The organism is Corynebacterium ureicelerivorans, from assembly GCF_000747315.1.
Classification (GTDB): domain Bacteria; phylum Actinomycetota; class Actinomycetes; order Mycobacteriales; family Mycobacteriaceae; genus Corynebacterium; species Corynebacterium mucifaciens.
This window is the reverse complement of sequence record NZ_CP009215.1, coordinates 1,799,592-1,821,467: the sequence shown is the minus strand read 5'-3', so window position 1 is coordinate 1,821,467 and position 21,876 is coordinate 1,799,592. Positions and strand designations below refer to the sequence as shown.

Below are 21,876 nucleotides of genomic sequence, written 5' to 3'. Positions count from 1 at the left end.
AGCGCTACATTTCCATGAAGTCGTTGACGCCCCGGAGGAGTCGCCGGGAGGCATCCTCCGCCGCGTCAGCGTCGCCGCGGGAGATCGCCGCGGCGAGTTCCACGTGGATCTGCATGGTGTCCACGTGCGGGTCGTCCGGCATGATGCCGTAGAGCGCGCGGCCGCTCATGATGCCCATGATGGGCTGTGTGAGCGCGATGAACATCTCGTTGCGGGATGCCTCCAGCATCAGCGCGTGGAATTCCAGGTCCGCCTCCTGGAAAGCCTCGGAGTTTCCCGCGTCTTGGCCGGCGAGCTCCACGATCTGCTCCGCCAGCTCGCGCAAGCGGCGCGCCTGCTCCCGTGTCGCGTTTGTGGCCGCAAGGCGGGCCGCGCCGGGTTCGACGGAATCCCGGAGCTCACGCAGTGACGCGAGCTGCGCCGGGCGCTGCTCGTCGCTGCGCAGCCGCCAAGAAATGACCGCGTGGTCGAAGACGTTCCACTCGCTTTGCGGCAGGACCTTCAGGCCCACGCGGCGCGACGACGACACGAGGCCGAGCTGCTCCAGCGCGCGCATCGCCTCGCGGGCCACGGTGCGGGAGATGTCGAACCGCTCCGACAAGTCGTGCAGCGTGAACGTGTGGCCCTCGGGTTGCTTGCCCGAGACAATTTCCTCGCCGAGGGTGTCCAAGATCGACGAAAGCAGGGGTTGAGAGGACCGACGGCCGCGTTCGGCCATGGGCGCCACCTCCTTGTATGGACGACGTTCTGGCTCGTACCGCAGTAGTCTAAGGCATGCTCCGACGCGAGATTGACACGGAAGTAGGATGGTCGCCATGACTGAGGATTACGCGCGTTTCTTGGAATCGCACGACACACCGGTGAAGGCTATCAACTGGAATAGCGTCCCGGACGACAAGGACCTCGAGGTGTGGGACCGCCTGACCGGCAACTTCTGGCTGCCGGAAAAGATCCCGGTGTCCAACGACATCCCGAGCTGGAACACCCTCACCGACGAGGAAAAACAGGCCACCATGCGCGTGTTCACCGGCCTGACGCTGTTAGACACCATCCAGGGCACCGTTGGCGCGGTCTCACTGCTGCCGGACGCAACCTCGCTGCACGAGGAGGCAGTGCTGACCAACATCGCGTTCATGGAGTCCGTGCACGCGAAGTCGTACTCCAACATCTTCATGACGCTGGCGGATACGCCCGCGATCAACGACGCGTTCCGCTGGTCCGAGGAAAACGAGTACCTGCAGCGCAAAGCGAAGATCATTATGAGCTACTACCGGGGCGATGACCCGCTGAAGCGCAAGATCGCCTCCGTGATGCTCGAGTCCTTCCTCTTCTACTCCGGCTTTTACCTGCCGCTGAACTGGTCCGTGCACTCCAAGCTGACCAACACTGCCGACATCATCCGCCTGATCATCCGCGACGAGGCGGTGCACGGCTACTACATCGGCTACAAGTACCAAGTTGCGCTGCGCGGGGAGAGCGAGGAGCGCAAGGAGGAGCTGAAGGACTACGCGTTCGAGCTGCTCTACGACCTGTACGAGAACGAAAACCAGTACACCGAAGACATCTACGACTCGCTCGGGTGGACCGAGGACGTCAAGCGCTTCCTGCGCTACAACGCCAACAAGGCACTGAACAACCTCGGCTACGAGGGGCTCTTCCCGGCGGATGAGACCAAGGTCTCGCCGGCCATCCTCGCCTCCCTGTCGCCGAACGCGGACGAGAACCACGACTTCTTTTCCGGCTCCGGTTCGTCCTACGTCATCGGCCGTGCCGAGGACACCCAAGACGACGATTGGGACTTCTAGGCAGCTGCTTCTCGACGTCCCTTCGGAGACACACGCCCCGGTTCGCCCCCAGCGAGCCGGGGCTTCCGCGTTTGCTGCGGGGGATAGCCACATGCGTTGTCACGCGCCCCGTGCGTTTCACCTCCCGGTGCGTTTACCCCGCACGGGGGCACCGTTGTGGGAGGCTGGAAAAACAATGTGCGGAACGTTATGCTGATCCGGTATCACTCGTGGCAGTTGTGCCCGATCCGGCCTGGTTTCGGGGAGGGGCGGCTGCTGTAGTCAGGAGGATCAAATGACCGCTGTGGCACCGCGGCTGGACAATTACGTCCCGCCGACACGCCCCGAACCCACGGGCAACGCCCGTAAGGGTTCGAAGTTTTACAAGCAGCTCACCACGACCGACCACAAAGAACTGGGCATCATGTACATCATCATGTCCTTCGTCTGGTTCTTTGTGGCCGGTCTGATGGCGCTGCTCATCCGCGCTGAGCTGTTCAGCCCGGGCCTGCAGTTCCTGTCCAACGAGCAGTTCAACCAGCTGTTCACCATGCACGGCACCGTGATGCTCCTCGCGTTCGGTACCCCGATCGTCTGGGGCTTTGCCAACTACGTGCTGCCGCTGCAGATCGGCGCGCCGGACGTGGCGTTCCCGCGGCTGAACGCGTTCGGCTTCTGGGTTACCACCGTTGGTGTCGTGTGCATGCTCTTGGGCTTCATCACCCCGGGCGGCGCGGCAGACTTCGGCTGGACCATGTACATGCCGCTCGCAGACGCCGTCCACACCCCGTCCGTCTCCGCGAACCTCTGGGTCGTCGGCGTCGGCGCAACCGGTGTGGGCACCATCGCATCCGCCGTGAACATGCTCACCACCGTGCTGACCATGCGCGCGCCGGGCATGACCATGTTCCGTCTGTCGCCGTTCGTGTGGACGATCCTGGTCACCTCGATCCTCGCGCTGATGATCTTCCCGCTGCTGACCGCTGCGGCAATGGGCGTGCTGTATGACCGTCTACTGGGCGGCCACATCTACGACACCGCTAACGGCGGCACCATCCTGTGGCAGCACCTCTTCTGGTTCTTCGGCCACCCCGAGGTGTACGTGCTGGCGCTTCCGTTCTTCGGTGTGATCTCTGAGATCGTTCCGGTCTTTTCCCGCAAGCCCATGTTCGGCTACATCGGCCTGGTCTTTGCGACCCTGGCCATCGGTGGCCTGTCCATGGCTGTGTGGGCGCACCACATGTTCGCCACCGGCGCCATTCTGCTGCCGTTCTTCTCCTTCATGACCTTCCTCATCGCGGTTCCGACCGGTGTGAAGTTCTTTAACTGGCTGGGCACCATGTGGAACGGCCACCTCACCTTTGAGACGCCGATGCTGTGGGCAACAGGCTTCCTGTTCACCTTCCTGTTCGGCGGCCTGACCGGCATCATGCTGGCCTCCCCGCCGCTGGACTTCCACCTGCACGACTCCTACTTCGTTGTTGCGCACTTCCACTACACCCTCTTCGGCACCGTGGTGTTCGCTTCCACTGCCGGCGTGTACTTCTGGTTCCCGAAGATGACCGGCCGCATGCTGGACGAGAAGCTGGGCAAGATCCACTTCTGGTTCACCGTCGTCGGCTTCAACATGACCTTCCTGGTCCAGCACTGGCTGGGCAACATGGGCATGCCGCGCCGTTACGCTGACTACCTGGACACCGACGGCTTCACGCTGCTGAACCAGGTGTCCACCATCGGCGCGTTTATCCTGGGTATCGGCTTCCTGCCGTTCATCTGGAACGTGTTCAAGTCCTGGCGCTACGGCGAGATCGTCACCGTCGACGATCCGTGGGGCTACGGCAACTCCCTGGAGTGGGCAACCTCCTGCCCGCCGCCGCGCCACAACTTCACCGCCCTGCCGCGTATCCGCTCCGAGCGCCCCGCGTTCGAGCTGCACTACCCGCACATGGTGGAGACCCTGCGCCGCGAGGCGCACGTAGGCCACAGCGAATCCGGCAAGAGCGGCACCCACGAGTTCGCCGCCAGCGAGGGCAACGCCCGCACCACGGGCTAGCACTCTCGTACCGGCCTCCTGAACGAACCCCCGCTTCGGCGGGGGTTTTGCCGTGTCCGGGGTCGTGGGCGGGGGAGTACCCTGGCCGGGGTGATTGATCCGAATTTCACCGCGGCCCACCAGCTGCTCCAGCAACGTGTCTCCGGGGACTACAAGGCCCGCTCGGAGGATCCGGACGATCCGCAGACCGTCCAGGCGATGCAGTTGGTGATCAACCTTCCCAAGCAGGACCCGCCGACGCGCAACGCGGTGCTCAACGATGCCGCCCGGGCTGCGGTGTCGGTGTGCCTGGACCCGCGCGCTGGTGAGGAGGGCTTTTGGCGTACTGGGCTGGATGCCTGGTATTCGCACCGCATCCGCAAGGTGGCGCGCCGTGCGCGTAACAAGCCGTGGGACGACGTGCAGGCGCTTCCGGGCGTCACGGTGGGTTCGGTGCGGGCTTTTGTGCCGTCTGCGGTGACGGACGTGCCGCACGAGATTGCCAAGCTCCAAATCAAGGGCACCGAGCTGGAGCCGGGTGAAGAGCTGCCCCTCGACGACACCGCGCCGCTCATCGCCGTGGACGCCTCGCTGGGGATGTCGGCAGGCAAGGCTGCGGCCCAGGTCGGCCACGCGTCGATGTTGCTCGCGGCCGCGCGCGATACCGCGTGGGTGTGGCGGTGGGCGGAGGCGGGTTTTCCGCTGAACGTGCGAGAGGTTGACGCCGCGGAGTTTAGGCGGCTGTGCTCCCACCAGGGGTCGGTACCGGTGCGAGACGCCGGGTTTACGGAGGTCGCGCCTGGGTCGACCACCGTTGTCGCTATTGCTTAGCCACGAGCCTTCGCAGCGCGCCGCGCACAACGTTCGGGTCCGTGGTGTCCCAGAACGCGGGGAGGCTGCGCCTGATAAATGAGCCGTAGCGCTTCGTGGCCAGCCTGTTATCCAAGACGGCAACCACACCACGGTCGGTGACAGAGCGAAGCAGACGGCCGGCGCCCTGCGCCATGAGCAGCGACGCGTGGGTGGCGGAGACTTCCATGAAGCCGGAGCGGCCCGCAGCGTCCGCGGCGTTGGAGCGCGCTTGTAGGAGGGGGTCGTCGGGGCGGGGGAACGGGATGCGGTCGATGATGACCAGCGAGCACGCGCTGCCCGGCACGTCCACGCCCTGCCACAGGGTGAGGGTGCCGAAGAGGCAGGAGTTTTCGTTCTTGGCAAACGCGTCCACGAGCGCACCTGTCGAATCCTCGCCTTGGAGCAGGATGTCGAAGGGTAGGCGCGCGCGCATCGCCTCCGCAGCCTGCTCAGCCGCGCGGCGGGAGGAGAACAGGCCCAGGGTGCGCCCGCCCGCGGCGGTGATCAGCTCGGCAATTTCGTCGAGGGTTGCCGCCGTCAGGCCGTCCCGGCCCGGGGTGGGTAGATGCGTGGCGGTGTAGAGGATGCCGGACTTGGCCGGGTCGAACGGCGTGCCCGCGTCCAGCGCGTCCCAGGTGCCCTTAGGTAGGCCCCACGAGGCGGCCATCGCGTTGAAATTGCCGCCGACTGTCAGCGTGGCGGATGTGAGCACAACGGTGTGCTCGCCGAACAACTTCTCGTGCAGCAACCCCGCGACGGACAGCGGCGCCACCGACACGGAATCGCCGTAGCGTTCTGAGCGGGTCAGCCACACCACGTCCAGGTGCTTGGCGGGGTCAGGCTCGTCGAAGACCTCGAGGATGCGCACGACAGCGTCGTGCAGGTCCTCCAGGTGGTTTTTCAGGTTGGCGCGTTCGGCGAACCGCTCCGGGTCGTTCTCGGATTCACCCGGTGGGGCATCCGAAATGCCGGTGCGGGTCTTCCACAGGGCGTCCCGCAGCGCCGCAAAGGCGCCGCGGGCCGGGTCGGAGATGGTCTCCCAGCGGCCGGGTGCCTCCACGTCGATGGCGGCGGTGAAGTCGTCGATCACGTCCTCGAGGGTGTCGCGGGACGCGCCCAGCTTGCTGGCGCGGCGTGCGGCCATCGTCAGCGCGCGAGCCGAAATCTCGGCGGTGGCCACGGAGGTGATGCGGCCGTCGAGCTCGTGGGCCTCGTCGATGATCACCGCGTCGTGTTCAGGCAGCACCGCGACATCGGCCAGCGCGTCGATCGCCAGCAGCGCGTGGTTGGTCACCACCACGTCGACATCCTTGGTGCGCTCGCGGGCGATTTCCGCGAAACACTCCTCGCCGTGCGGGCAGCGGGAGGCCCCCAGGCATTCGTTAGAGGTCACGGACACTTGCCGCCACGCCATGTCCGGCACGCCGGGGACCAAGTCGTCGCGGTCGCCGGTCTCGGTATCCTGCGCCCACTCGGCCACGCGCTTGACGTGTTTGCCCAGCCAGGACAGGTCCTCTTCCTCGATGAGGGAGTCCGAAGGTGCGTCGTCAAGCGAGAGCTTATGCAGGCAGACGTAGTTGTTGCGGCCTTTTTGAATGACGAATGTGGGGCGTTCGGGCAGCAGCGGCTCTAGCGCGTCGGCGAGGCGGGGCAGATCCCTATCGACGAGCTGACGCTGCAGCGCGATCGTTGCGGTGGAGACCACCACGGTGGTGTCGTGCGTCTGGGCGTGGCGGATGGCGGGGACGAGGTACGCCAGCGACTTGCCGGTGCCCGTGCCGGCCTGCACCGCAAGGTGACGTTCGGATTCCAACGCGTTGGTTACGGCCTCGGCCATCTTGACCTGGCCTGGCCGGCGCGCCCCGCCGAGGGATTCGACGGCTGCCGCCAGCAAGTCGGTGGTGGACTGGTTCAGCGGTTCTTCTTGTGCCACGGCCTACTCGGTCGGTTCCGGGAAGCCGATGAACTTGGTGGGGATGGCAACCTCGCCCCGGGAGAGGGCGAGGCCTTCCCACGGCAGCGTCTTGCGGGCTGCGGCATGCAGCTCGCGGATCTCGTCGATGCTGGGCTGGCCGTCCACGATTTCGCCGTCGCGGATGAGCGGCACGGTCATCTCCCGGTACTCCAGGTTGGGCTTGTGCGCCACCTCGGTGCCGAGCGGAAGGACCACCTCGGCCACGGCCACACCGGAGGAGCGGTAGGCGCGGAGCGCGGTTTTTCCGCCACCGTGGGTGATTTTGCCGGAGGACCGCTTGGCTACCGGGTGGCCCTCAACCTCAACGAGTTTGTACACCAGGCCGGCGGTCGGGGCGCTCGAACCGGTTACCACGGAGGTGCCCACGCCGAAGCCGTCCACCGGGTCGCCACGCAAGCCGGCGATGGCAAATTCGTCCAGGTCAGAAGAGACGATGATGCGGGTGTTGAAGGCGCCCGCCTCATCCAGCTGTTTGCGCACGCGGCGCGACACGATGCCGAGATCGCCCGAGTCGATGCGCACCCCGCCCAGCTCGGTCCCCGCGACCGCGAGGGCGTTCTCCACGCCCTTGGTGATGTCGAAGGTGTCCACCAGCAGCGTGGTGTCCACGCCGAGCGAATCGATCTGCCCCTGGAACGCCGCCTTCTCGTCCGGGCGGCCGTCCTCGTCAACGTGCAGCAGGGTCCACGAGTGGGCCGAGGTGCCGGAGGCGGGGATGCCGTAGCGCAGCGAGGCCTCCATGTTGGAGGTGGCGTTGAAGCCGGCGATGTAGGTGGCGCGGGCCGCGGACACAGCGTTTTGCTCGTTGGTGCGGCGCGAGCCCATCTCGATGATCGGCCGCCCATCAGCCGCGGAGACCATGCGCGAGGCCGCCGAAGCCACGGCGGAATCCGAGTTGAGGATGGACAAAATGACCGTCTCCAAGATCACGCACTCCGCGAACGTGCCACGCACCGTCATGATGGGGGAGTAGGGGAAGTACAGGTCTCCCTCGCGGTAGCCGTCGATCTGGCCGGAGAACTTGTAGTTGGCCAGGTACTCCCGCGCTTGCGGCGAGAGAAAGTCTGCAGAGTCCAGCTGGTCCTGGGTGAAGCGGAACTTCGTGATGGCGTCGAGCACCCGCTCAGTGCCCGCGACGACGCCGTACCGCCGCTCGTTGGGCAACCGGCGGCCGAACACCTCGAAAATGCATTCCCGCTGCGCGGTGCCGTCCTTCAACGCGGCATCGAGCATGGTCAGCTCGTACATGTCTGTAAAGAAAGCGGTTGAGCCCCGCGTGCCGGTGGAGTGGGTGGGAGTCTCGTTCATGGTGAGCCAGACTACCTTGCCGGTCCGAGACGGTAGGGTGGTTCACATGTTTTCCTCAGCCGATTTCCCTGCGGCGCATCGTGCCGCGCGTATGGGCTCGCCGCTCGCAACCCCGGAATTAGATGAATCCGTGGATGTCGATGTGGCCCCGAGCGAGAACCTGCCGTGGCTGTGCATCGTCTGGGACGACCCGGTGAACCTCATGAGCTACGTCACCTACGTCTTCCAAACCGTGCTGGGGTACGACAAGAAGCGCGCCACCGAGCTGATGATGCAGGTGCACACCGAGGGCAAAGCCGTGGTCTCCTCCGGGGAGAAGGACAAGGTGGAAACCGACGTCAAGAAGCTGCACACCGCCGGCCTGTGGGCGACAATGCAGCAGGCAGGGTAGGGGCGACTATGCAGCCGTGGCGTAGGAAAAAGGGCCTGATGCGCACCACACCGAAGTACTCCACCGTCTTCGACCCGCTGGAGCGCGAGGTGATCGGCGACCTCACCGCCACCGTCTCGGAGGCGCTCATTGCGCGCGCCCAGTCCGCGCCGAAGGACGACTTCGCGGAGATGCTCGGCGTTGCCACCGGCCACACCGAGGCGCCGGCGGATCCGCGGCTGGCCCGTCTGCTCCCGGACTTCGAACGCGAGGGCGACGAGGAGTTCGACGGCGACAACGGGCTGCTGCGCAGCCTGCACGAAAACGACATCATCCGCGCGAAGCTGACCAACCTGCAGGTGGTGAATGCCGCGCTTGGTCCCACCGGCGGCGTCGAGGTGACGATTGAAGAGGCTGAGGCCCACCAATTCATCGCCGCGCTGAACGACATGCGCCTCTACGCCTCCGCGGACGATTCCGGCAGCGAGGCCGCGCGCGAAGACCGCCAGCGTTTGATCGACTGGCTCGCGTTCTGCCAGGACTCCCTGCTGGAAGCCCTGATGGGCTAATGCTTCTCAACGCCCCTTCGGTCCTCACCGCGCACACCTCCCTCGGCGACACGGGGGTCACCGCCCTCGTGGCGGCGGACCCGGCCGGGATGGTGGCCGCGGTGGACGTGCGCGGCGGCGGACCAGGCACGCGCGAGACCGACCTTCTGGAGCCGCACAACACCGTCGAGCGCGTCCACGCCATCATGCTGTGCGGCGGTTCCGCGTTCGGGCTCGCCGCGGCCGACGGCGCCATGGCCGAGCTGGAGCGGCGCGGCCGGGGCTTCCCCGTATTCGGGGAGGGCGCGCCCGGACCGCGTGTTCCGATTGTCCCGGCAGCCGTGATTTTCGATCTGGTCGTCGGCGAGGCGTCGCACCGGCCGGGTGCGGCCGACGGCGCCGCCGCGGTCGCGACGGCGCTCGATACCGAGCGATCTGACCTGACGTCCGGCTCCGTCGGCGCGGGCTGCGGCGCCACCGCCGGGGTGCTGCGCGGGGGCGTGGGCCACGCGTCCGCCACGGCGGCGGGGTACACGGTCGCGGCGTGCGTCGTTGCCAACCCGGTGGGCTCCGTCATTGACCCGGCGACGGGACTGCTTTACGGCGATCCCTCCCAGCCCGCCGTGGACCTGGAGCGGTTTCGCCGGCTCGAGCGGCCGGCACCGAAGCTCAACACCACCATCGGGGTAATCGCCACCGACGCGCCGCTGACCAAAGCGCAGCTCAAACGCATCGCCATGACGGGCCACGACGGCATCGCCCGCGCGGTACGCCCAGCCCATTCGCCCCTGGACGGGGACACGCTGTTCGCGGTATCCACCGCCGTCGAGGAAGCACCGGTGCGCGACGTCGAGGTGCTCGCGGTGCTCGGCGAAGCCGCCGCGGGGGCGGTGCAGGCGGCGATTGTGAGTGCCGTTGTCGGCGCCGATAGCGCATTCGGGGTCACTGCGTGGCGCGACCTCGTCGAGCGGTAAGCCAGCGGTAAGCCGACGGTAAACACTGCCCGGGGCCTGGGTGACCGGCTACACTCCAACCTCGATGAGTAACCAGAACAGCGCCCCGCAGGGGTGGGGCTACGGCCAGGCGGGCCAAGTCGGCCAAGCAGGACAGCTCCCGTATAACCCGTACGCGGCACCGGGGCAGAATCTGCCTCGCAACCGGAGGCCGTCGACAAGAAAAGCGCGGCGGAAGACGGGCCTGCGTTTCGCGGCGGGCTTCCTCGCGGTGATCTGGGGGGTGTTTATCCTCCAGATCCTTTTCCCGTGGCTGCAAGGGTTTGGCATTCACCCGCTGGACCCCTACGGGCTGCCTTACATTGTCACCGCCCCGCTGCTGCACGCGAACCTGGAGCACATCGTCTCCAACTCGCTGCCCGGGGCGCTGTTCGCGTACCTGGTGGGCTACTCCGGCAAGCGGGTGTTTTGGGAGGTCACCGGCTTGGTGGTGCTCATCGGCGGCCTTGGCACCTGGCTGCTCGGCGGCGTTGGCACCAACCACATTGGCGCGTCCGGCCTGGTGTACGGCTGGCTGACGTACCTTATCGTCCGCGGCTTTTTCAACCGCTCGCTCAGCCAAATCCTCACCGGCCTCGTCCTGGGCTTTTTCTACTCCGGTCTGATCTACGGGGTGCTGCCGGGCACCGAGGGAGTGAGCTGGCAGGCGCACCTGTTCGGCGCAGTCGGCGGGTTCGTTGCCGGCATGGGGATCACCTCCGACGACCCGCCCGCACTGGCGGCAAAGAAGCAGGCGAAAGCGCTTGAAAAGCAGGCGCGTAGGCGGGGATAGGATGTCCGGCGTGGAATCTTTCGCCGGCAACAACGCACCTATCGGGCTCTTCGACTCTGGGGTGGGCGGTCTCACCGTCGCCCGCGCGGTGATGGACCAGTTGCCGGGCGAGTCCCTGATCTACATTGGCGACACCGCCAACGGGCCGTACGGCCCGCAGCCCATTGCGAATGTGCGCGCACACTCGCAGCGCATTGCCGACGAGCTGGTGGAACGCGGCTGCAAAATGCTGGTCATCGCGTGCAACACGGCGAGCGCCGCGTTTTTGCACGACGCCAGGGAACGCTACGACATTCCCGTGATCGAGGTCATCCAGCCCGCGGTGCGCCGCGCCATCGCCACGACGCGCAACCACAAGATCGGCGTCATCGGCACCCAGGGCACCATCAATTCCGGCGCCTACCAGGACCTGTTCTCGGTGCACCCGGGGCTGGAGATCACCGCCGCCGCCTGCCCGCAGTTCGTGCCCTTTGTGGAGCAGGGCAAGACGTCCGGCACAGACGTCCTCGAGGTGGCCCGCGGCTACGTGGCGCCGCTGCGCGAAGCGGGCGTAGACACCCTCGTGCTGGGCTGCACCCACTACCCGCTGCTCTCCGGCGTGATCCAAATTGCGGTGGGGGATGAGGTCACGCTCGTCTCCTCGGCGGAGGAGACGTCGAAGGACGTCCTGCGTGTCCTCACCGAACGCGAAATGCTGCACAGCGAGGATTCCGCCCCCACCCACATCTTCGAATCCACCGGCGACCCCGACACCTTCGACGCGCTGGCACGCCGCTTCCTGGCCCCGCCGGTGCGTGCCGTGGGCCGTGGATGAGACGTTCGCGTTTTTAGTAGGAATTTCGCGGCCGTTCGTGGCAGAGTGAATCCATGCAGTTGACCATCCTCGGGTGTTCCGGGAGCCTGGGCGCGCCCGGCAACCCAGCTTCCTCCTACGTTATCTCGGTGCCGGGCGAAACCGACGTGGTGATGGACTTCGGCCCGGGGGCCCTGGCCGCGATGCAGGAGCGGTTCGACCCTGCTGCGGCGCACGTCGTGTTCAGCCACCTCCACGCCGACCACTGCTCCGACTTTCCCTCGCTGCTGGTGTGGCGCCGCTACCATCCGACGGCGCCGGCCACCGAGCGGCACCGTCTCATCGGGCCGTCATACGCGCCGGAGCACTTCGGCCGCATGAGCGCCGACGGGCCGGGGGAGTTGGACGATATTTCCGACACCTTCGACTTCACCGCCTGGCGCGCCGGGCAACCGGAACACGTCAGCGGCCTAACCATCACCCCGTTCGACGTCGTCCACCCAGCACAGGAGTCGCACGCGCTGCGCATCGAGGACGCTGCCGGCAAGGTGATCACGTTCTCCGGCGACTCCGGGTGGACGCCGACGCTTATCGACGCAGCGCGGGCCGCCGACCTCTTCCTCTGCGAGGCCGCCTGGGGTGCCACCTCTGAGGGCAAGACCGAGAGCATGCACCTCTCGGGCCGGGAAGCCGGGCGCATCGCCCAGCAAGCTGGTGTGAAGACCCTGGTGCTCGTGCACATCCAGCCCTGGGCGAACCCGCAGGAGGTGCTCGCGGCGGCCCGCGCCGAGTTCGACGGCGAGATCGTCCTCGGCGTCGCCGGTGCCACGTTCGACGTCTAGCCGGCTGCGTTACCCTTGGGCGCATGACTGAATTTTCGCGCCTCGACGGCCGCGCTTTCGACGAACTGCGCCCGGTGCGCATCACCCGCGGCTTCACCTCAAACCCGGCGGGCAGCGTGCTCGTGGAGTTCGGCAGCACACGCGTCATGTGCACAGCCTCGGTGGAAGAAGGCGTGCCCCGTTTTAAGAAGGACTCCGGCGAGGGCTGGCTCACCGCCGAGTACGCCATGCTGCCTTCCGCCACCCACGAGCGCATGCCGCGCGAGTCCATGAAGGGCGAGGTGAAGGGCCGCACGCACGAGATCTCCCGCCTAGTCGGGCGCTCGCTGCGGGCCGCGGTGGATCTGAGCCAGCTCGGCGAGAACACCATCCAGCTGGACTGCGACGTACTGCAGGCAGACGGCGGCACGCGTACCGCCTCCATCACCGGCGCATACGTCGCGCTCGCCGACGCTGTCGCGGTGCTTAAAGAGCGCGGGGTGGTCCCGGGTGAACCGCTGCTCAAGCCAGTGGCCGCTGTTTCCGCAGGCATTATCGACGGCCGCGTGTGCCTGGACCTGCCCTACGAGGAGGATTCCCGCGCCGAGGTGGACCTCAACGTGGTCATGCAGGAGGGCGGCAACTTCGTGGAGATCCAGGGCACCGGCGAGCACGGCCTGTTCGGCCGCGAGCAGCTCGGCGAGATGCTCGACGTGGCCGCTCAGGGCTGCGAGGAGCTCATTGCGGCGCAGAAGGCGGCGCTGGGATGGTAAAGGTCCTCGTTGCGTCTCGGAACCAGGGCAAGGTCCGCGAGCTGGAGCAGGTGCTCCGCGAGCTGAACATCGACGGTGTGGAGCTGGTCTCGCTCAACGAGGCGCCGGCATACCCGGACCCCGTCGAGGACGGCCTCTCGTTCGCGGAAAATGCGCTGCTGAAGGCCCGCGCCGGGGCAAAGGCCACCGGGCTGGCGTGCGTGGCAGATGATTCCGGTCTGACAGTGGAGGCGCTGAACGGCATGCCCGGCATCCTCTCCGCGCGCTGGTCCGGCACTCACGGCGACGACCAAGCAAACAACGACCTGCTGCTCGCGCAGATGGCGGACATCAACGAGCGTGCCGCAGCATTCGTCTCCTGCTGCGCACTGGCCACACCGGCGGGGGAGGAACACACGGCCGAAGGCCGGTGGGAGGGTGAGTTGCTGCGCGAGCCGCGCGGTAAGAACGGCTTCGGCTACGACCCGCTGTTTCAGCCCGCCGATGCGGACGGCCGCTCCTCCGCGGAACTGACAGCCGAGGAAAAGAACGCGCGTTCCCACCGTGGCAAAGCGCTTCGCGCCTTGGCCCCGCACATCGCAGCGTTGGCGTGAGGTAATTGGTTACAGTGGAGGAATGAAGAAAACGATTGCACTTGTAGGAACTGTTCTGGCTTCCGGCGCCCTGCTTGCCGGCTGCGGCCAATCGGGCGATTTTGACGGCGAGTGGAGCGGCGACATCACCGCTACCCAGGAGGGCTCCGGCGGCGGCAGCGCCACCATCTCGATCGACGGCGGCGACTGTGAATGGCAGATGACCGAGACCGACGGCGAGACCAACGAGGCGAACTGCCTGCGCGACGATAAAGAGTTCAAGCTCGAGGACCCGCTGACCCACCAGGACCTCAAGTACGAGGCGGAGCGCAACGGCGACACCCTGACGCTGAGCCCGCAAAACGGTCAGGCGGAGAAAGTTGGCGTGATGGTGCTGACCAAGACCGGCGAAGAGTAGGCAACGAGCGAAGGCCCGGCAGGACAATCCTGCCGGGCCTTCATTCTTTGTGCAGTTAGGAGAGCTGGAACGCTTCTTTGACTTCCTTGCGCCGCCTGTCTTCAATGACGAACGACATGAACGGCACGACGCCGGAGAGCGCCGTGGCGATCCACGTGCCGCCGGACCAGCGTGCCTTCGACCCCAGGTTGAGCGAGGCCATCAGGAACGCCACGAATGCGAAACCGTGCACTCGGGCAACCCATGAAAGATAATCCACGTTCATGCCCAGGCCGTACTGCATGATCATGCGGGCGACCAGCAGGAGCAGGAGTACACCGGTCACCCACGCGGTGATGGAGAACAGCTGCAGCGCCTGCTTGACGCGACGTTGACGTTCCGGGTGGATCCGTGCGGGCTGTGTCATGCTCGTTCTCCTTCATATCCATTGCGCCTCTCGCGGCGAGGGGCGACGAGTGCGTTGTATTCCTCCACGTCCATGTCCGGGCGGGAGGGCAGAAAGTTCTCGTCGATCTCGGTCGGGCCGTTGTCGACGCCGTACTTCGCCACGTCGGCCTCGTATAGGTCGTCCATGGTTAAGCCCGCATTCTCGGCGTCGATCTTGTCGTTTTCCATCCGTATGCCTGCGCGGTAGGCGTAAACGAAAAATGCGGCGAAGCACGGCCACTGCAGTGCGTAACCGAGGTTTTGGAAGGTGCCGGAGCCAGACTGGTAGCGCTCCCACTGCCAGCGCGCAAGCAGGAGGCAGGTCACTGCTGCGGTGATGAGCAAGACGATGTGCCACCACCGCACGCGAACGCGCTCTCGTTGGCGCACCGGTTGGGTACCCTCAACATCCTTCGATTCGTCGCTCACAAGGCGTCAGTCTACCCGCCGACCTGGAAAGACCAAACGAAAGTTTGATGCGGTGTGTCACCGGCGCCGCGGTTAGCAGTCGCGGCGGCGCGACGTGTAACATCCATCGACGACGCGCCCGTGGCGGAATTGGCAGACGCGCTGGATTTAGGTTCCAGTGCCTTATGGCGTGAGAGTTCAAGTCTCTCCGGGCGCACCATTAATTTCGAGGGGTTTAAATATCCCAGTCGCGCAGAATGCGGCCCACGTGACCGGTGGCCTTCACGTTGTACTGGGCCTGCCCGATGGTTCCAACGCCTGCGTCGTTGACCGAGACCAAGAACGTTGAGCGGATGACGCCCTGGACCACCTTGCCGTAGTTCTTCTTCTCGCCGAAGGCGCCGTACTCGGTGAGGGTGGCCTTTGGCTCGTCGGAAAGCAGCTCGATGCCCAAGCTGTGGTCGGCCCGGAATTTGGCCAGCTTGTCCACGGGGTCGGGGCTCACGCCCAAGACGGTTACGGACGCGTCTCGGAACTGCTCCATGCTGTCGGTGAAGTCGCATGCCTCCGTGGTGCAACCCGGGGTATTTGCCTTGGGGTAGAAGTAAACGATGACTCGCTGGCCTGCGAAATCGGCAAGCGACACTTCTTCCCCGCGGTCATTTTTGAGGGTGAAGGCGGGGGCGGTGTCGCCCTTTTCCAGTCTGATCGGCTCACTCATGGTTTCCCGTTTTACACTACTGTGGAGACGAAAAGACGTGAGTCTGAAAAAGTCAACGTAGACGTAGGAGTTTTCCAAAGTGGCACGAGACATTCACGACATCGAGCGCGACCTTGAGCGCACCCGCGGGCAGCTCGCCAACACCCTCGACGAGCTCGCGGACCGCACCAGCCCGAAGACGCTGGCCGGCAACGCGAAGAACGAGGCGGCTGGCTGGCTGCAGGACTCGACCGTGCAGAAGGTGCTCGGCGGTATCGTCGCCGGCATTGCCGCACTGATCGGCATCAAGGCGTACAACGGTCGCAAGCGCAAGAGCGAGCTCAAGGAGCTGCAGAAGCTGCTGGCCAACCGTTAAGTTCGGCGCACCAAGCGAGTTTCCGCCCATCCGTTCCCGTGGATGGGCGGTTTTGTTGTCTTCGGTCTAAGCCAGCGCCGCGCCGGCGTTCTGCATTTCTCGGAGGGCGTCGGCGCCGCGTGCGTCGTCGACAGGCGAGCACATGTCCTGCAGTACGCGCACCTCGAAGCCCTCCTTGAGCGCGTCAAGGACGGTGGCTCGCACGCAGTGGTCGGTAGCAATGCCGCACACCTCGAGGTGTGTGATCTCCTGCTCGCGCAACCAGTCGGCCAGCCCCTGATCGGCGTCGTTGACGCCTTCGAAGCCCGAGTACGCGGCTGTGTAGTGGCCCTTCTTAAAGAACTGGTCGATCTGGTCGGTCGGCACCGGGCGGCGGATCTGCGCGCCTTCACTGTCGGCTACGCAGTGCTTGGGCCAGGAATCCACGAAGTCCGGGGCCTCCGAGAAGTGGGCCCCTGGATCGATGTGCCAGTCTTGGGTTGCCACGACGCACTGGTATTCGCGGTCTTGGCCGTCCGGGTCTGCAATCAGTTCGGCAATCCGGGTGGCGACCTCGTCGCCACGGGCGGTGGCCAGCGCACCGCCGGGGCAGAAGTCGTTTTGTACGTCCACAATGAGCAGTGCTGTCTTCATGGGGATCAGGATACGCATGTGTGGGGTGGCGTTGCCGCGGTTTACGTCACAACAAACAAGGCCAGCGGGTGGAATTTTCCGCTGGCCTTGCCGTGTGTGGTGCGCCATCAGGGAATCGAACCCCGAACCCACTGATTAAGAGTCAGTTGCTCTGCCAATTGAGCTAATGGCGCGTATTTTGTTGTTTCCGTTGCTCTCGGCAACGGAGAGAAACTCTATCACCGAGACTGCTATGCGTGAAATCGCCTGGTTACGGGCAGAAAACGTCGATAAGCACGGCGCAGGAAACGCGCATGTGGGGATAATGGGATTTCTGGGCTAAGGGGATAGGCTATTGAGAATCCGGAAACAACGTCATGTGAGGGGTAGGCAGTGGGTCACCGTCGAGTGGTGCGCGGTCTCGCGTTGGTAGTGGCGGCGGCGTCGCTGTCCTCGTGCACGATCGGCGATTCTGGCCGGGCCCAATCAGTCGTTGATGCACCGGAAACGACGCAGCAGAGCTCGCCGCAGCCGCCGGAGATCAACGTGGAGAATGGCGAAACAGGCGTGGAGCCCGGGGAGCCCATCAAGGTCACAGCAGCCGCCGGGCTGGACTCGGTGAGCATGACCAACGAAAGCGGCAAAGAGGTCGAGGCCGAGTTCAACGACGACAAATCCGAGTGGACTACCACGGAGCCGCTTGGCTACGGCCGCACGTACACGGTGGAGGCGCGCGACACGGACGGGCAGAAATTGGTCTCCTCGTTCACCACGCTCTCGCCGGACGCGACGGTGCACGCCTACCTCGGGCCGCTCGACGGCGCAACGGTCGGCGTGGCGCAGGCCGTGACTATCCGCTTCGATACCGCCATTCAGGACACCAAGGCTGTCGAGGACCTCATCGACGTAGAGACCTCCAACGGCACCGACGGCGCCTTCTTCTGGCTCGACCCGTACGAGGTGCGCTGGCGGCCCAAGGAATACTGGGAGCCGGGCACCGAGGTCAGCGTGAAGGCCAACATCTATGGCCACGAGATGGGCGAGGGGCTCTATGGGGCGCAGGACTCCGAGACCCACTTCACTATCGGCGACAAGGTGGAAGCCGTGGTGGACAACGACGACAAAATGCTGCGTGTCTACGCCAACGACGAACTGGTCAAAGAGTTTCCCGTCTCCCTGGGCACTGACGGCACATACGACACCCCCAACGGCACGTACGTTGTCGGCGACGAGCACGAGAAGCTGACCATGGATTCGCGCACGTACGGCTTGGCGCTGGACGCCGGCGGCTACGTCACGCCCGTGGACTACGCCACGCAGCTGTCCTACTCCGGCATCTACGTCCACTCCGCACCGTGGGCGAGTGGCGCGCTGGGCAGCTACAACCAGTCCCACGGCTGCATCAACGCGTCCTACGACAACGCCAAGTGGTTCCAGGACTACGTCAAGCGAGGCGACCCGGTGGTCGTGAAGAATACGGCTGGGGCAACACTCACGCCTTACGACGGCCTGGGGTACTGGAACCTCGATTGGGAGCAGCGCTCCGGCGGCTCGGGCGAGCCGCTCTACCCGTAGGGGCGGTTTGGGCTAGCGCGTATAAAACGGGTAGTCGGTGTAGCCCTTCTCCCCGCCGGCGTAGAAGGTTGACTCGTCCGGTGCGGCCACTGGCAGCCCTTCCTTCCAGCGGCGCACTAAGTCCGGGTTGGAAATGGCCAGCCGGCCCACCACGGCGGCGTCCCCGTACTGCACCAGGCGCTCGGCCACGTCATGGTCGGTCAGCTGACCGAACCCGGAGTTGAGGAAGACGCGGGTGCGGCCGTTCGCGCGGGCGCGGCCGATCAGATCGGTCATCACGTCCCCCGCGGGCTCTGCGTGCATGAACGAGACGTAGGCGAGGCCGAGGTCCGCCGTGGCGTCCAGCAGCCCGCCGTAGGTGGCCAGCACGTCGGAGTCATCTACCTCCTCGATGCCTTGAATGTTGTTCTGCGGCGACAAGCGGATAGCCACCCGGTCCGCCCCGATTTCATCCGACACTGCGCGCAGGATCTCTTCGACGAGCCGGAACCGGTTCTCCGGGGATCCGCCGTAGGCGTCCTCTCGCAGGTTCGAGTTCGGCGAGAGGAACTGGTGCAGCAGGTAGCCGTTCGCGCCGTGGATTTCCACGCCATCCATCCCGGCGTCGATGGCGTTTCGGGCGGCGCGGCGGAACTCCTCGATAATGTCTGGCAGCTCATCGGTGTCCAGGGCGCGCGGCACTGGGCAGTCTTTCCGTGATTCGAAGTCGCGCACCGCCGTGCCCGAAGCCACCGCGGACGGCGCGACCGGCTGCGTCCCCTCCTGCAGGCTGGTGTGGGACAGGCGCCCGGCGTTCATCATCTGCATGAAGATGCGCCCGCCGGCCTCGTGGACGGCGTCGGCGACGCCCCGCCACCCGGCCATCTGCTCCGGGGCGTCGATGCCCGTCTGACCGGGGAAGGCCCGGCGGGTAACCGTAGGGAAGACGCCTTCGGTGACAATGAGGCCGAACGAGGCGCGCTGTGTGTAGTACGTCTCGTGCAACGAGGTGGGAATGCCGTCGCGGCCCGCGCGCGAGCGCGTGAGTGGAGCCATGACGATGCGGTTTGGCAGGGTCAAGCGACCCATTTCGAGGGAATCAAAGAGTGAGGACATGCGCTCCACAACACGTGCACAGTAACGGCTATTCCGTGCCCGTGCGTACCTCGAAGGGTTAAGCAACAAAATGTGTGTCCGGATTCGTCGATTTGTTTGGGATGATCAGGGTTAATCCGGAAAGTAAATGCTCCTGGGGCTGATATCCGCCCCATGGCGGCTAAAAACCGGGGCGTGACAGCAGCGTGTGGTAAGAGCCGATGTTGGCTTGATCAATGCCGAAGAACCGGCCATGCTGTCAGGTGTGCGGCGGTGAGATGAAACGCAACGGAACGACCTCTGCCAACCGCACCCGGTGGCGGTGTAAAACTTGCGGCGCCTCCATCACCATAAGACGCCCCGATACCGCTAACTCCGCGTGGCGTGCTTTATGAGGCTGAGATACAAGCAAGCGGGGTATGGCTGGTTCGCTCTTCGGTTCGTCGCAACTAGATCTATGGCGCCAGTGAACGGGCGACGCATGAGGGAGGGGGTTAGCTATTTTTCCCAATGTCCCTTATGGATACGTGACCTGTAAGATTTTCTCCCGGAAAACAGATGGGACTTTTCCCGAGATTTTCTCGTCTTTCATTGATGGAGAACACGAATTGAGAAAACTGAGGAACGATCTGCACCGCTGGGAACTCCTCCCTCAACTTACAGGTGATGTCCCAGCCCTTGTCATACCACCGAAACCGATCGAATCCCTCTTTCCACTGGGGTCGCTCGCGAAAGCTGTCGAGTTTATCGATGAAATTTAAACTAAATTCTCTCGTCCACTCAAGGATCTCGTTTCCCAAGGCAGGTTTTATACCTAAATCCTCGGGAAGATAGTAGGCCCTTCCTTCGGAACCGTTGACTGCTAGTTCTTTAGAAGCCCACAAGGAACTTGGGTGGCCAAATTCTGGCCGGAGGAAAATTCGCCGGGGTTCCATGAAGCTAGGCTATCGTCAGCTTTACTGCCATGAAAATAGAAGGCCCTTGACACATCCTGCCCATTCTGCCCCGCGGCACGCCGGACCAGACACACTTTTTGGCCCTTAACCCGGGGAAGTGTTGCGGATAAAAATTACCCCGCAACCTGTTCGTGCAGGTTACGGGGTACCTTTGGGGTGGCTGACGGGACTCGAACCCGCGACACCCAGGATCACAACCTGGTGCTCTACCAGCTGAACTACAGCCACCATCGCTGCTTTGCAGCGGGATCTACCTTAGCCCCTCGCCGTGGTTTCACAAAAACGGCTGGTAAGCGTCGGTTGCGCCTGCGGCGGCGTCGGCAGCGGTCTGAGAATTCGGCCCGGGGGCGGGCACGAAGACGGCGCGGCGGTAGTAGTCCAGCTCCCGGATGGACTCCACGATGTCCGCGAGTGCCCGGTGCGCCATGCCCTTCTGCGGCTGGTTGTAGTAGGCCCTGGGGAACCAGCGGCGGGACAATTCCTTGACCGTGGAGACGTCGATCATGCGGTAGTGCAACGCAGCGTCGAGACGCGGCATCTGCGCCCGGATGAACGTGCGGTCTGTGGCAATCGAATTCCCCGCCAGCGGTGCGGGGTGTGCTGGGTCGCAGTGCTTCTCGACGAGCGCGAGCACCGCATCCTCCGCCTCCGCGAGACTGACCGGCGACGCCTTGATCTCGTCCAGCAAACCGTTTTCGGAGTGCATGCTGGTGACAACATCGTCCATCTCCGCGAGCTCCGCGTCGGTGGCGTGCACGACCAGGTCCACGCCCTCATCGATGATGTTCAGCTCAGCGTCGGTGACAAGAGCCGCTACCTCCACGATGACGTGGCGGGCGGGGTCGAGCCCCGTCATTTCCAAGTCGACCCAGACGATGCGGTTGTCCTTCGCGGCAATATCCATCTATTCCTCTCCCATCTGTGCGTAGAACTTGCCCATGATCGGCGGCAGCCACCCGCGCGGGGCGTAGTTGGACACCACGTCCATGGTCTTCGCCAGGGGGCCGGGCACGATGCGGCGGCGGTTTTCCCGCATGGCGCTGATTGTGTCGGCGGCGCAGGACTCGTAGGTGGTCCACAGGAAATCCGGCACGACCCTGTCCACGATGGACTGGTCTTCTTCCGGGATGTGCGCCTCGCGCACCGGGCCGGGGGCGAGCAGCGTCACGTGCACCCCAGAGTCTTTCAGCTCGTAGTGCAGCGCCTCGGTGAACTGGTTGACGCCGGCTTTGGTGAACACGTAGGTGGCGTTGTTCGGGATGGGCAGGTTGCCCGCTGCCGAGCCGACGTTGCACAGCGCGCCTTCACCGCGCGGGGCCATCTGGTCTAGCACGGCCTTGGTGATGCGGAATACGGCCGTGGCGTTCAGGTTGAACTGGTTTGTCTCGTACTCCCAGTCCTGGGCCATAAACGGCCCGAAGCTGGCGATGCCTGCCGAGTTCACGCAAATACTGATCGTACGGTTGTTGATGTGCCGGGTCAGGGCATCTACATCGCGCTGCGTGGACAGATCCCCAGCGAAGATTTCGACATCGATGCCGTGGGTGAGCGAGAGCTCGTCGCCAAGCTTCTGCAGTACTTCTTGGCGCCTGGCGACGAGGATGAGGTTGTGCCCCTCGGCGGCAAGTTCGCGCGCGATCGCTTCGCCGATGCCTTGGCTCGCGCCGGTGATCAGCGCGAACGCGCCGGGTGCGGGTGCGGGAAAACTCATGGGCTCG

Annotated in this window: 25 protein-coding genes, 3 tRNA genes and 1 pseudogene; 16 read left to right on the top strand and 13 right to left on the bottom strand. The window is 64.9% G+C overall.

The features are described 5' to 3' along the window. Positions 1–4: 4 nt before the first annotated feature. Positions 5–718 carry a FadR/GntR family transcriptional regulator gene (locus CUREI_RS09005; RefSeq protein ID WP_038612873.1) on the bottom strand — a complete coding sequence of 238 codons (714 nt, stop codon included), beginning with the start codon at positions 716–718 and terminating at the stop codon, positions 5–7. A gap of 97 nt (positions 719–815) precedes the next feature. Here CUREI_RS09005 and nrdF point away from each other — a divergent pair, with 97 nt between their 5' ends. The 3 genes from nrdF to CUREI_RS08990 all read left to right on the top strand — a co-directional run bounded on the left by nrdF (position 816) and on the right by CUREI_RS08990 (position 4,647). Beyond that, on the top strand, positions 816–1,805 hold the full coding sequence (gene nrdF / locus CUREI_RS09000; RefSeq protein ID WP_038614341.1) for a class 1b ribonucleoside-diphosphate reductase subunit beta: 990 nt from the start codon (positions 816–818) through the stop codon (positions 1,803–1,805). A 274-nt stretch (positions 1,806–2,079) separates the two neighbouring features. Beyond that, a complete protein-coding gene (gene ctaD, locus CUREI_RS08995) occupies positions 2,080–3,837 on the top strand; it encodes an aa3-type cytochrome oxidase subunit I (RefSeq protein WP_038612871.1) in 1,758 nt (585 codons plus the stop codon). An 81-nt stretch (positions 3,838–3,918) separates the two neighbouring features. Continuing rightward, positions 3,919–4,647, top strand: a complete 729-nt coding sequence (locus CUREI_RS08990) for a peptidyl-tRNA hydrolase (protein ID WP_407919158.1) — start codon at positions 3,919–3,921, stop codon at positions 4,645–4,647. On the opposite strand, the gene CUREI_RS08985 is transcribed toward CUREI_RS08990, so the two are convergent. Both CUREI_RS08985 and CUREI_RS08980 read right to left on the bottom strand, forming a co-directional pair. Further along, on the bottom strand, positions 4,637–6,601 hold the full coding sequence (locus CUREI_RS08985) for an ATP-dependent DNA helicase (protein WP_038612869.1): 1,965 nt from the start codon (positions 6,599–6,601) through the stop codon (positions 4,637–4,639). The genes CUREI_RS08990 and CUREI_RS08985 overlap by 11 nt on opposite strands. Positions 6,602–6,604: 3 nt before the next feature. Next, positions 6,605–7,951 (bottom strand): nicotinate phosphoribosyltransferase, encoded by a 1,347-nt coding sequence (locus CUREI_RS08980; protein ID WP_038612867.1) that lies wholly within the window; start codon positions 7,949–7,951, stop codon positions 6,605–6,607. 91 nt (positions 7,952–8,042) lie between these two features. On the opposite strand from CUREI_RS08980, the gene clpS reads away from it, so the two are divergent. From clpS to CUREI_RS08935, 9 genes are all read left to right on the top strand, one after another. Beyond that, positions 8,043–8,342 carry an ATP-dependent Clp protease adapter ClpS gene (gene clpS, locus CUREI_RS08975; protein WP_038614337.1) on the top strand — a complete coding sequence of 100 codons (300 nt, stop codon included), beginning with the start codon at positions 8,043–8,045 and terminating at the stop codon, positions 8,340–8,342. A gap of 8 nt (positions 8,343–8,350) precedes the next feature. Beyond that, positions 8,351–8,890: a DUF2017 domain-containing protein gene (locus tag CUREI_RS08970; protein ID WP_038612865.1), complete on the top strand. Its 540-nt coding sequence runs from the start codon at positions 8,351–8,353 to the stop codon at positions 8,888–8,890. Next, positions 8,890–9,843 carry a P1 family peptidase gene (locus CUREI_RS08965; protein WP_038612863.1) on the top strand — a complete coding sequence of 318 codons (954 nt, stop codon included), beginning with the start codon at positions 8,890–8,892 and terminating at the stop codon, positions 9,841–9,843. Before CUREI_RS08970 ends, CUREI_RS08965 begins: the two co-directional genes overlap by 1 nt. Positions 9,844–9,907: 64 nt before the next feature. Further along, positions 9,908–10,654 (top strand): rhomboid family intramembrane serine protease, encoded by a 747-nt coding sequence (locus CUREI_RS08960; RefSeq protein ID WP_084768518.1) that lies wholly within the window; start codon positions 9,908–9,910, stop codon positions 10,652–10,654. Positions 10,655–10,664: 10 nt separating this feature from the next. Next, a complete protein-coding gene (gene murI / locus CUREI_RS08955) occupies positions 10,665–11,468 on the top strand; it encodes a glutamate racemase (protein WP_236627180.1) in 804 nt (267 codons plus the stop codon). Positions 11,469–11,521: 53 nt separating this feature from the next. Next, positions 11,522–12,289: an MBL fold metallo-hydrolase gene (locus CUREI_RS08950; RefSeq protein ID WP_038612859.1), complete on the top strand. Its 768-nt coding sequence runs from the start codon at positions 11,522–11,524 to the stop codon at positions 12,287–12,289. 23 nt (positions 12,290–12,312) lie between these two features. Beyond that, positions 12,313–13,041, top strand: a complete 729-nt coding sequence (gene rph / locus CUREI_RS08945) for a ribonuclease PH (protein ID WP_038612857.1) — start codon at positions 12,313–12,315, stop codon at positions 13,039–13,041. Further along, a complete protein-coding gene (gene rdgB / locus CUREI_RS08940) occupies positions 13,035–13,634 on the top strand; it encodes an RdgB/HAM1 family non-canonical purine NTP pyrophosphatase (protein WP_038612855.1) in 600 nt (199 codons plus the stop codon). The genes rph and rdgB overlap by 7 nt, the downstream gene beginning before the upstream one ends. A 22-nt stretch (positions 13,635–13,656) precedes the next feature. After that, positions 13,657–14,031, top strand: coding sequence for a lipoprotein (locus CUREI_RS08935; protein WP_038612853.1), 375 nt, complete (start codon positions 13,657–13,659; stop codon positions 14,029–14,031). A gap of 55 nt (positions 14,032–14,086) precedes the next feature. Here the strand turns inward: CUREI_RS08935 and CUREI_RS08930 are convergent, their stop codons facing one another. Continuing rightward, on the bottom strand, positions 14,087–14,437 hold the full coding sequence (locus tag CUREI_RS08930) for a DUF3817 domain-containing protein (protein WP_038612851.1): 351 nt from the start codon (positions 14,435–14,437) through the stop codon (positions 14,087–14,089). After that, the gene (locus CUREI_RS08925) at positions 14,434–14,886 is read right to left on the bottom strand and encodes a hypothetical protein (RefSeq protein ID WP_236627178.1); all 453 of its coding nucleotides are present in this window, start codon (positions 14,884–14,886) and stop codon (positions 14,434–14,436) included. The genes CUREI_RS08930 and CUREI_RS08925 overlap by 4 nt, the downstream gene beginning before the upstream one ends. 114 nt (positions 14,887–15,000) lie before the next feature. Between CUREI_RS08925 and CUREI_RS08920 the strand changes: the two genes are divergently transcribed. Next, positions 15,001–15,085 (top strand) — tRNA-Leu (locus CUREI_RS08920). A gap of 15 nt (positions 15,086–15,100) precedes the next feature. On the opposite strand, the gene bcp is transcribed toward CUREI_RS08920, so the two are convergent. Continuing rightward, a complete protein-coding gene (gene bcp / locus CUREI_RS08915; RefSeq protein ID WP_038612847.1) occupies positions 15,101–15,586 on the bottom strand; it encodes a thioredoxin-dependent thiol peroxidase in 486 nt (161 codons plus the stop codon). Positions 15,587–15,665: 79 nt separating this feature from the next. On the opposite strand from bcp, the gene CUREI_RS08910 reads away from it, so the two are divergent. Continuing rightward, complete coding sequence (locus CUREI_RS08910; protein ID WP_038612845.1) at positions 15,666–15,941, top strand: DUF3618 domain-containing protein; 276 nt, start codon at positions 15,666–15,668, stop codon at positions 15,939–15,941. Between the two features lie 66 nt (positions 15,942–16,007). Here CUREI_RS08910 and CUREI_RS08905 read toward each other — a convergent pair whose 3' ends face one another. Beyond that, positions 16,008–16,574: an isochorismatase family protein gene (locus CUREI_RS08905; RefSeq protein WP_038614332.1), complete on the bottom strand. Its 567-nt coding sequence runs from the start codon at positions 16,572–16,574 to the stop codon at positions 16,008–16,010. Between the two features lie 97 nt (positions 16,575–16,671). Then, a tRNA-Lys gene (locus CUREI_RS08900) sits at positions 16,672–16,747 on the bottom strand. Between the two features lie 199 nt (positions 16,748–16,946). On the opposite strand from CUREI_RS08900, the gene CUREI_RS08895 reads away from it, so the two are divergent. After that, positions 16,947–18,128, top strand: coding sequence for a L,D-transpeptidase (locus CUREI_RS08895; protein WP_038612843.1), 1,182 nt, complete (start codon positions 16,947–16,949; stop codon positions 18,126–18,128). A 12-nt stretch (positions 18,129–18,140) separates the two neighbouring features. Here CUREI_RS08895 and CUREI_RS08890 read toward each other — a convergent pair whose 3' ends face one another. Next, on the bottom strand, positions 18,141–19,223 hold the full coding sequence (locus tag CUREI_RS08890) for an alkene reductase (protein WP_084768516.1): 1,083 nt from the start codon (positions 19,221–19,223) through the stop codon (positions 18,141–18,143). A gap of 215 nt (positions 19,224–19,438) precedes the next feature. Here CUREI_RS08890 and CUREI_RS12660 point away from each other — a divergent pair. Further along, positions 19,439–19,582: pseudogene (locus tag CUREI_RS12660) on the top strand (IS1/IS1595 family N-terminal zinc-binding domain-containing protein); the annotation flags it as partial. 114 nt (positions 19,583–19,696) lie between these two features. Here CUREI_RS12660 and CUREI_RS12315 read toward each other — a convergent pair. The 4 genes from CUREI_RS12315 to cmrA form a co-directional block, all read right to left on the bottom strand. After that, entirely contained in the window at positions 19,697–20,137 is a 441-nt protein-coding gene (locus CUREI_RS12315; RefSeq protein ID WP_144242446.1) for a hypothetical protein, read from the bottom strand. 173 nt (positions 20,138–20,310) lie between these two features. Further along, positions 20,311–20,386, bottom strand: a tRNA-His gene (locus tag CUREI_RS08880). A 46-nt stretch (positions 20,387–20,432) separates the two neighbouring features. Then, a complete protein-coding gene (orn, locus tag CUREI_RS08875; RefSeq protein ID WP_038612839.1) occupies positions 20,433–21,062 on the bottom strand; it encodes an oligoribonuclease in 630 nt (209 codons plus the stop codon). Beyond that, positions 21,063–21,869, bottom strand: a complete 807-nt coding sequence (cmrA, locus tag CUREI_RS08870) for a mycolate reductase (protein WP_038612837.1) — start codon at positions 21,867–21,869, stop codon at positions 21,063–21,065. Between the last annotated feature and the right edge of the window lie 7 nt (positions 21,870–21,876).

Bases quoted from the DNA above. Each gene is read 5' to 3' on its own strand.
- CUREI_RS09005 (WP_038612873.1), bottom strand. From the start codon at position 718: ATGGCCGAACGCGGCCGTCGGTCCTCTCAACCCCTGCTTTCGTCGATC.
- nrdF (WP_038614341.1), top strand. From the start codon at position 816: ATGACTGAGGATTACGCGCGTTTCTTGGAATCGCACGACACACCGGTG.
- ctaD (WP_038612871.1), top strand. From the start codon at position 2,080: ATGACCGCTGTGGCACCGCGGCTGGACAATTACGTCCCGCCGACACGC.
- CUREI_RS08980 (WP_038612867.1), bottom strand. From the start codon at position 7,951: ATGAACGAGACTCCCACCCACTCCACCGGCACGCGGGGCTCAACCGCT.
- clpS (WP_038614337.1), top strand. From the start codon at position 8,043: ATGGGCTCGCCGCTCGCAACCCCGGAATTAGATGAATCCGTGGATGTC.
- CUREI_RS08970 (WP_038612865.1), top strand. From the start codon at position 8,351: ATGCAGCCGTGGCGTAGGAAAAAGGGCCTGATGCGCACCACACCGAAG.
- CUREI_RS08965 (WP_038612863.1), top strand. From the start codon at position 8,890: ATGCTTCTCAACGCCCCTTCGGTCCTCACCGCGCACACCTCCCTCGGC.
- CUREI_RS08960 (WP_084768518.1), top strand. From the start codon at position 9,908: ATGAGTAACCAGAACAGCGCCCCGCAGGGGTGGGGCTACGGCCAGGCG.
- CUREI_RS08950 (WP_038612859.1), top strand. From the start codon at position 11,522: ATGCAGTTGACCATCCTCGGGTGTTCCGGGAGCCTGGGCGCGCCCGGC.
- rph (WP_038612857.1), top strand. From the start codon at position 12,313: ATGACTGAATTTTCGCGCCTCGACGGCCGCGCTTTCGACGAACTGCGC.
- rdgB (WP_038612855.1), top strand. From the start codon at position 13,035: ATGGTAAAGGTCCTCGTTGCGTCTCGGAACCAGGGCAAGGTCCGCGAG.
- CUREI_RS08935 (WP_038612853.1), top strand. From the start codon at position 13,657: ATGAAGAAAACGATTGCACTTGTAGGAACTGTTCTGGCTTCCGGCGCC.
- CUREI_RS08930 (WP_038612851.1), bottom strand. From the start codon at position 14,437: ATGACACAGCCCGCACGGATCCACCCGGAACGTCAACGTCGCGTCAAG.
- bcp (WP_038612847.1), bottom strand. From the start codon at position 15,586: ATGAGTGAGCCGATCAGACTGGAAAAGGGCGACACCGCCCCCGCCTTC.
- CUREI_RS08905 (WP_038614332.1), bottom strand. From the start codon at position 16,574: ATGAAGACAGCACTGCTCATTGTGGACGTACAAAACGACTTCTGCCCC.
- CUREI_RS08890 (WP_084768516.1), bottom strand. From the start codon at position 19,223: ATGTCCTCACTCTTTGATTCCCTCGAAATGGGTCGCTTGACCCTGCCA.
- CUREI_RS12315 (WP_144242446.1), bottom strand. From the start codon at position 20,137: ATGGAACCCCGGCGAATTTTCCTCCGGCCAGAATTTGGCCACCCAAGT.
- orn (WP_038612839.1), bottom strand. From the start codon at position 21,062: ATGGATATTGCCGCGAAGGACAACCGCATCGTCTGGGTCGACTTGGAA.
- cmrA (WP_038612837.1), bottom strand. From the start codon at position 21,869: ATGAGTTTTCCCGCACCCGCACCCGGCGCGTTCGCGCTGATCACCGGC.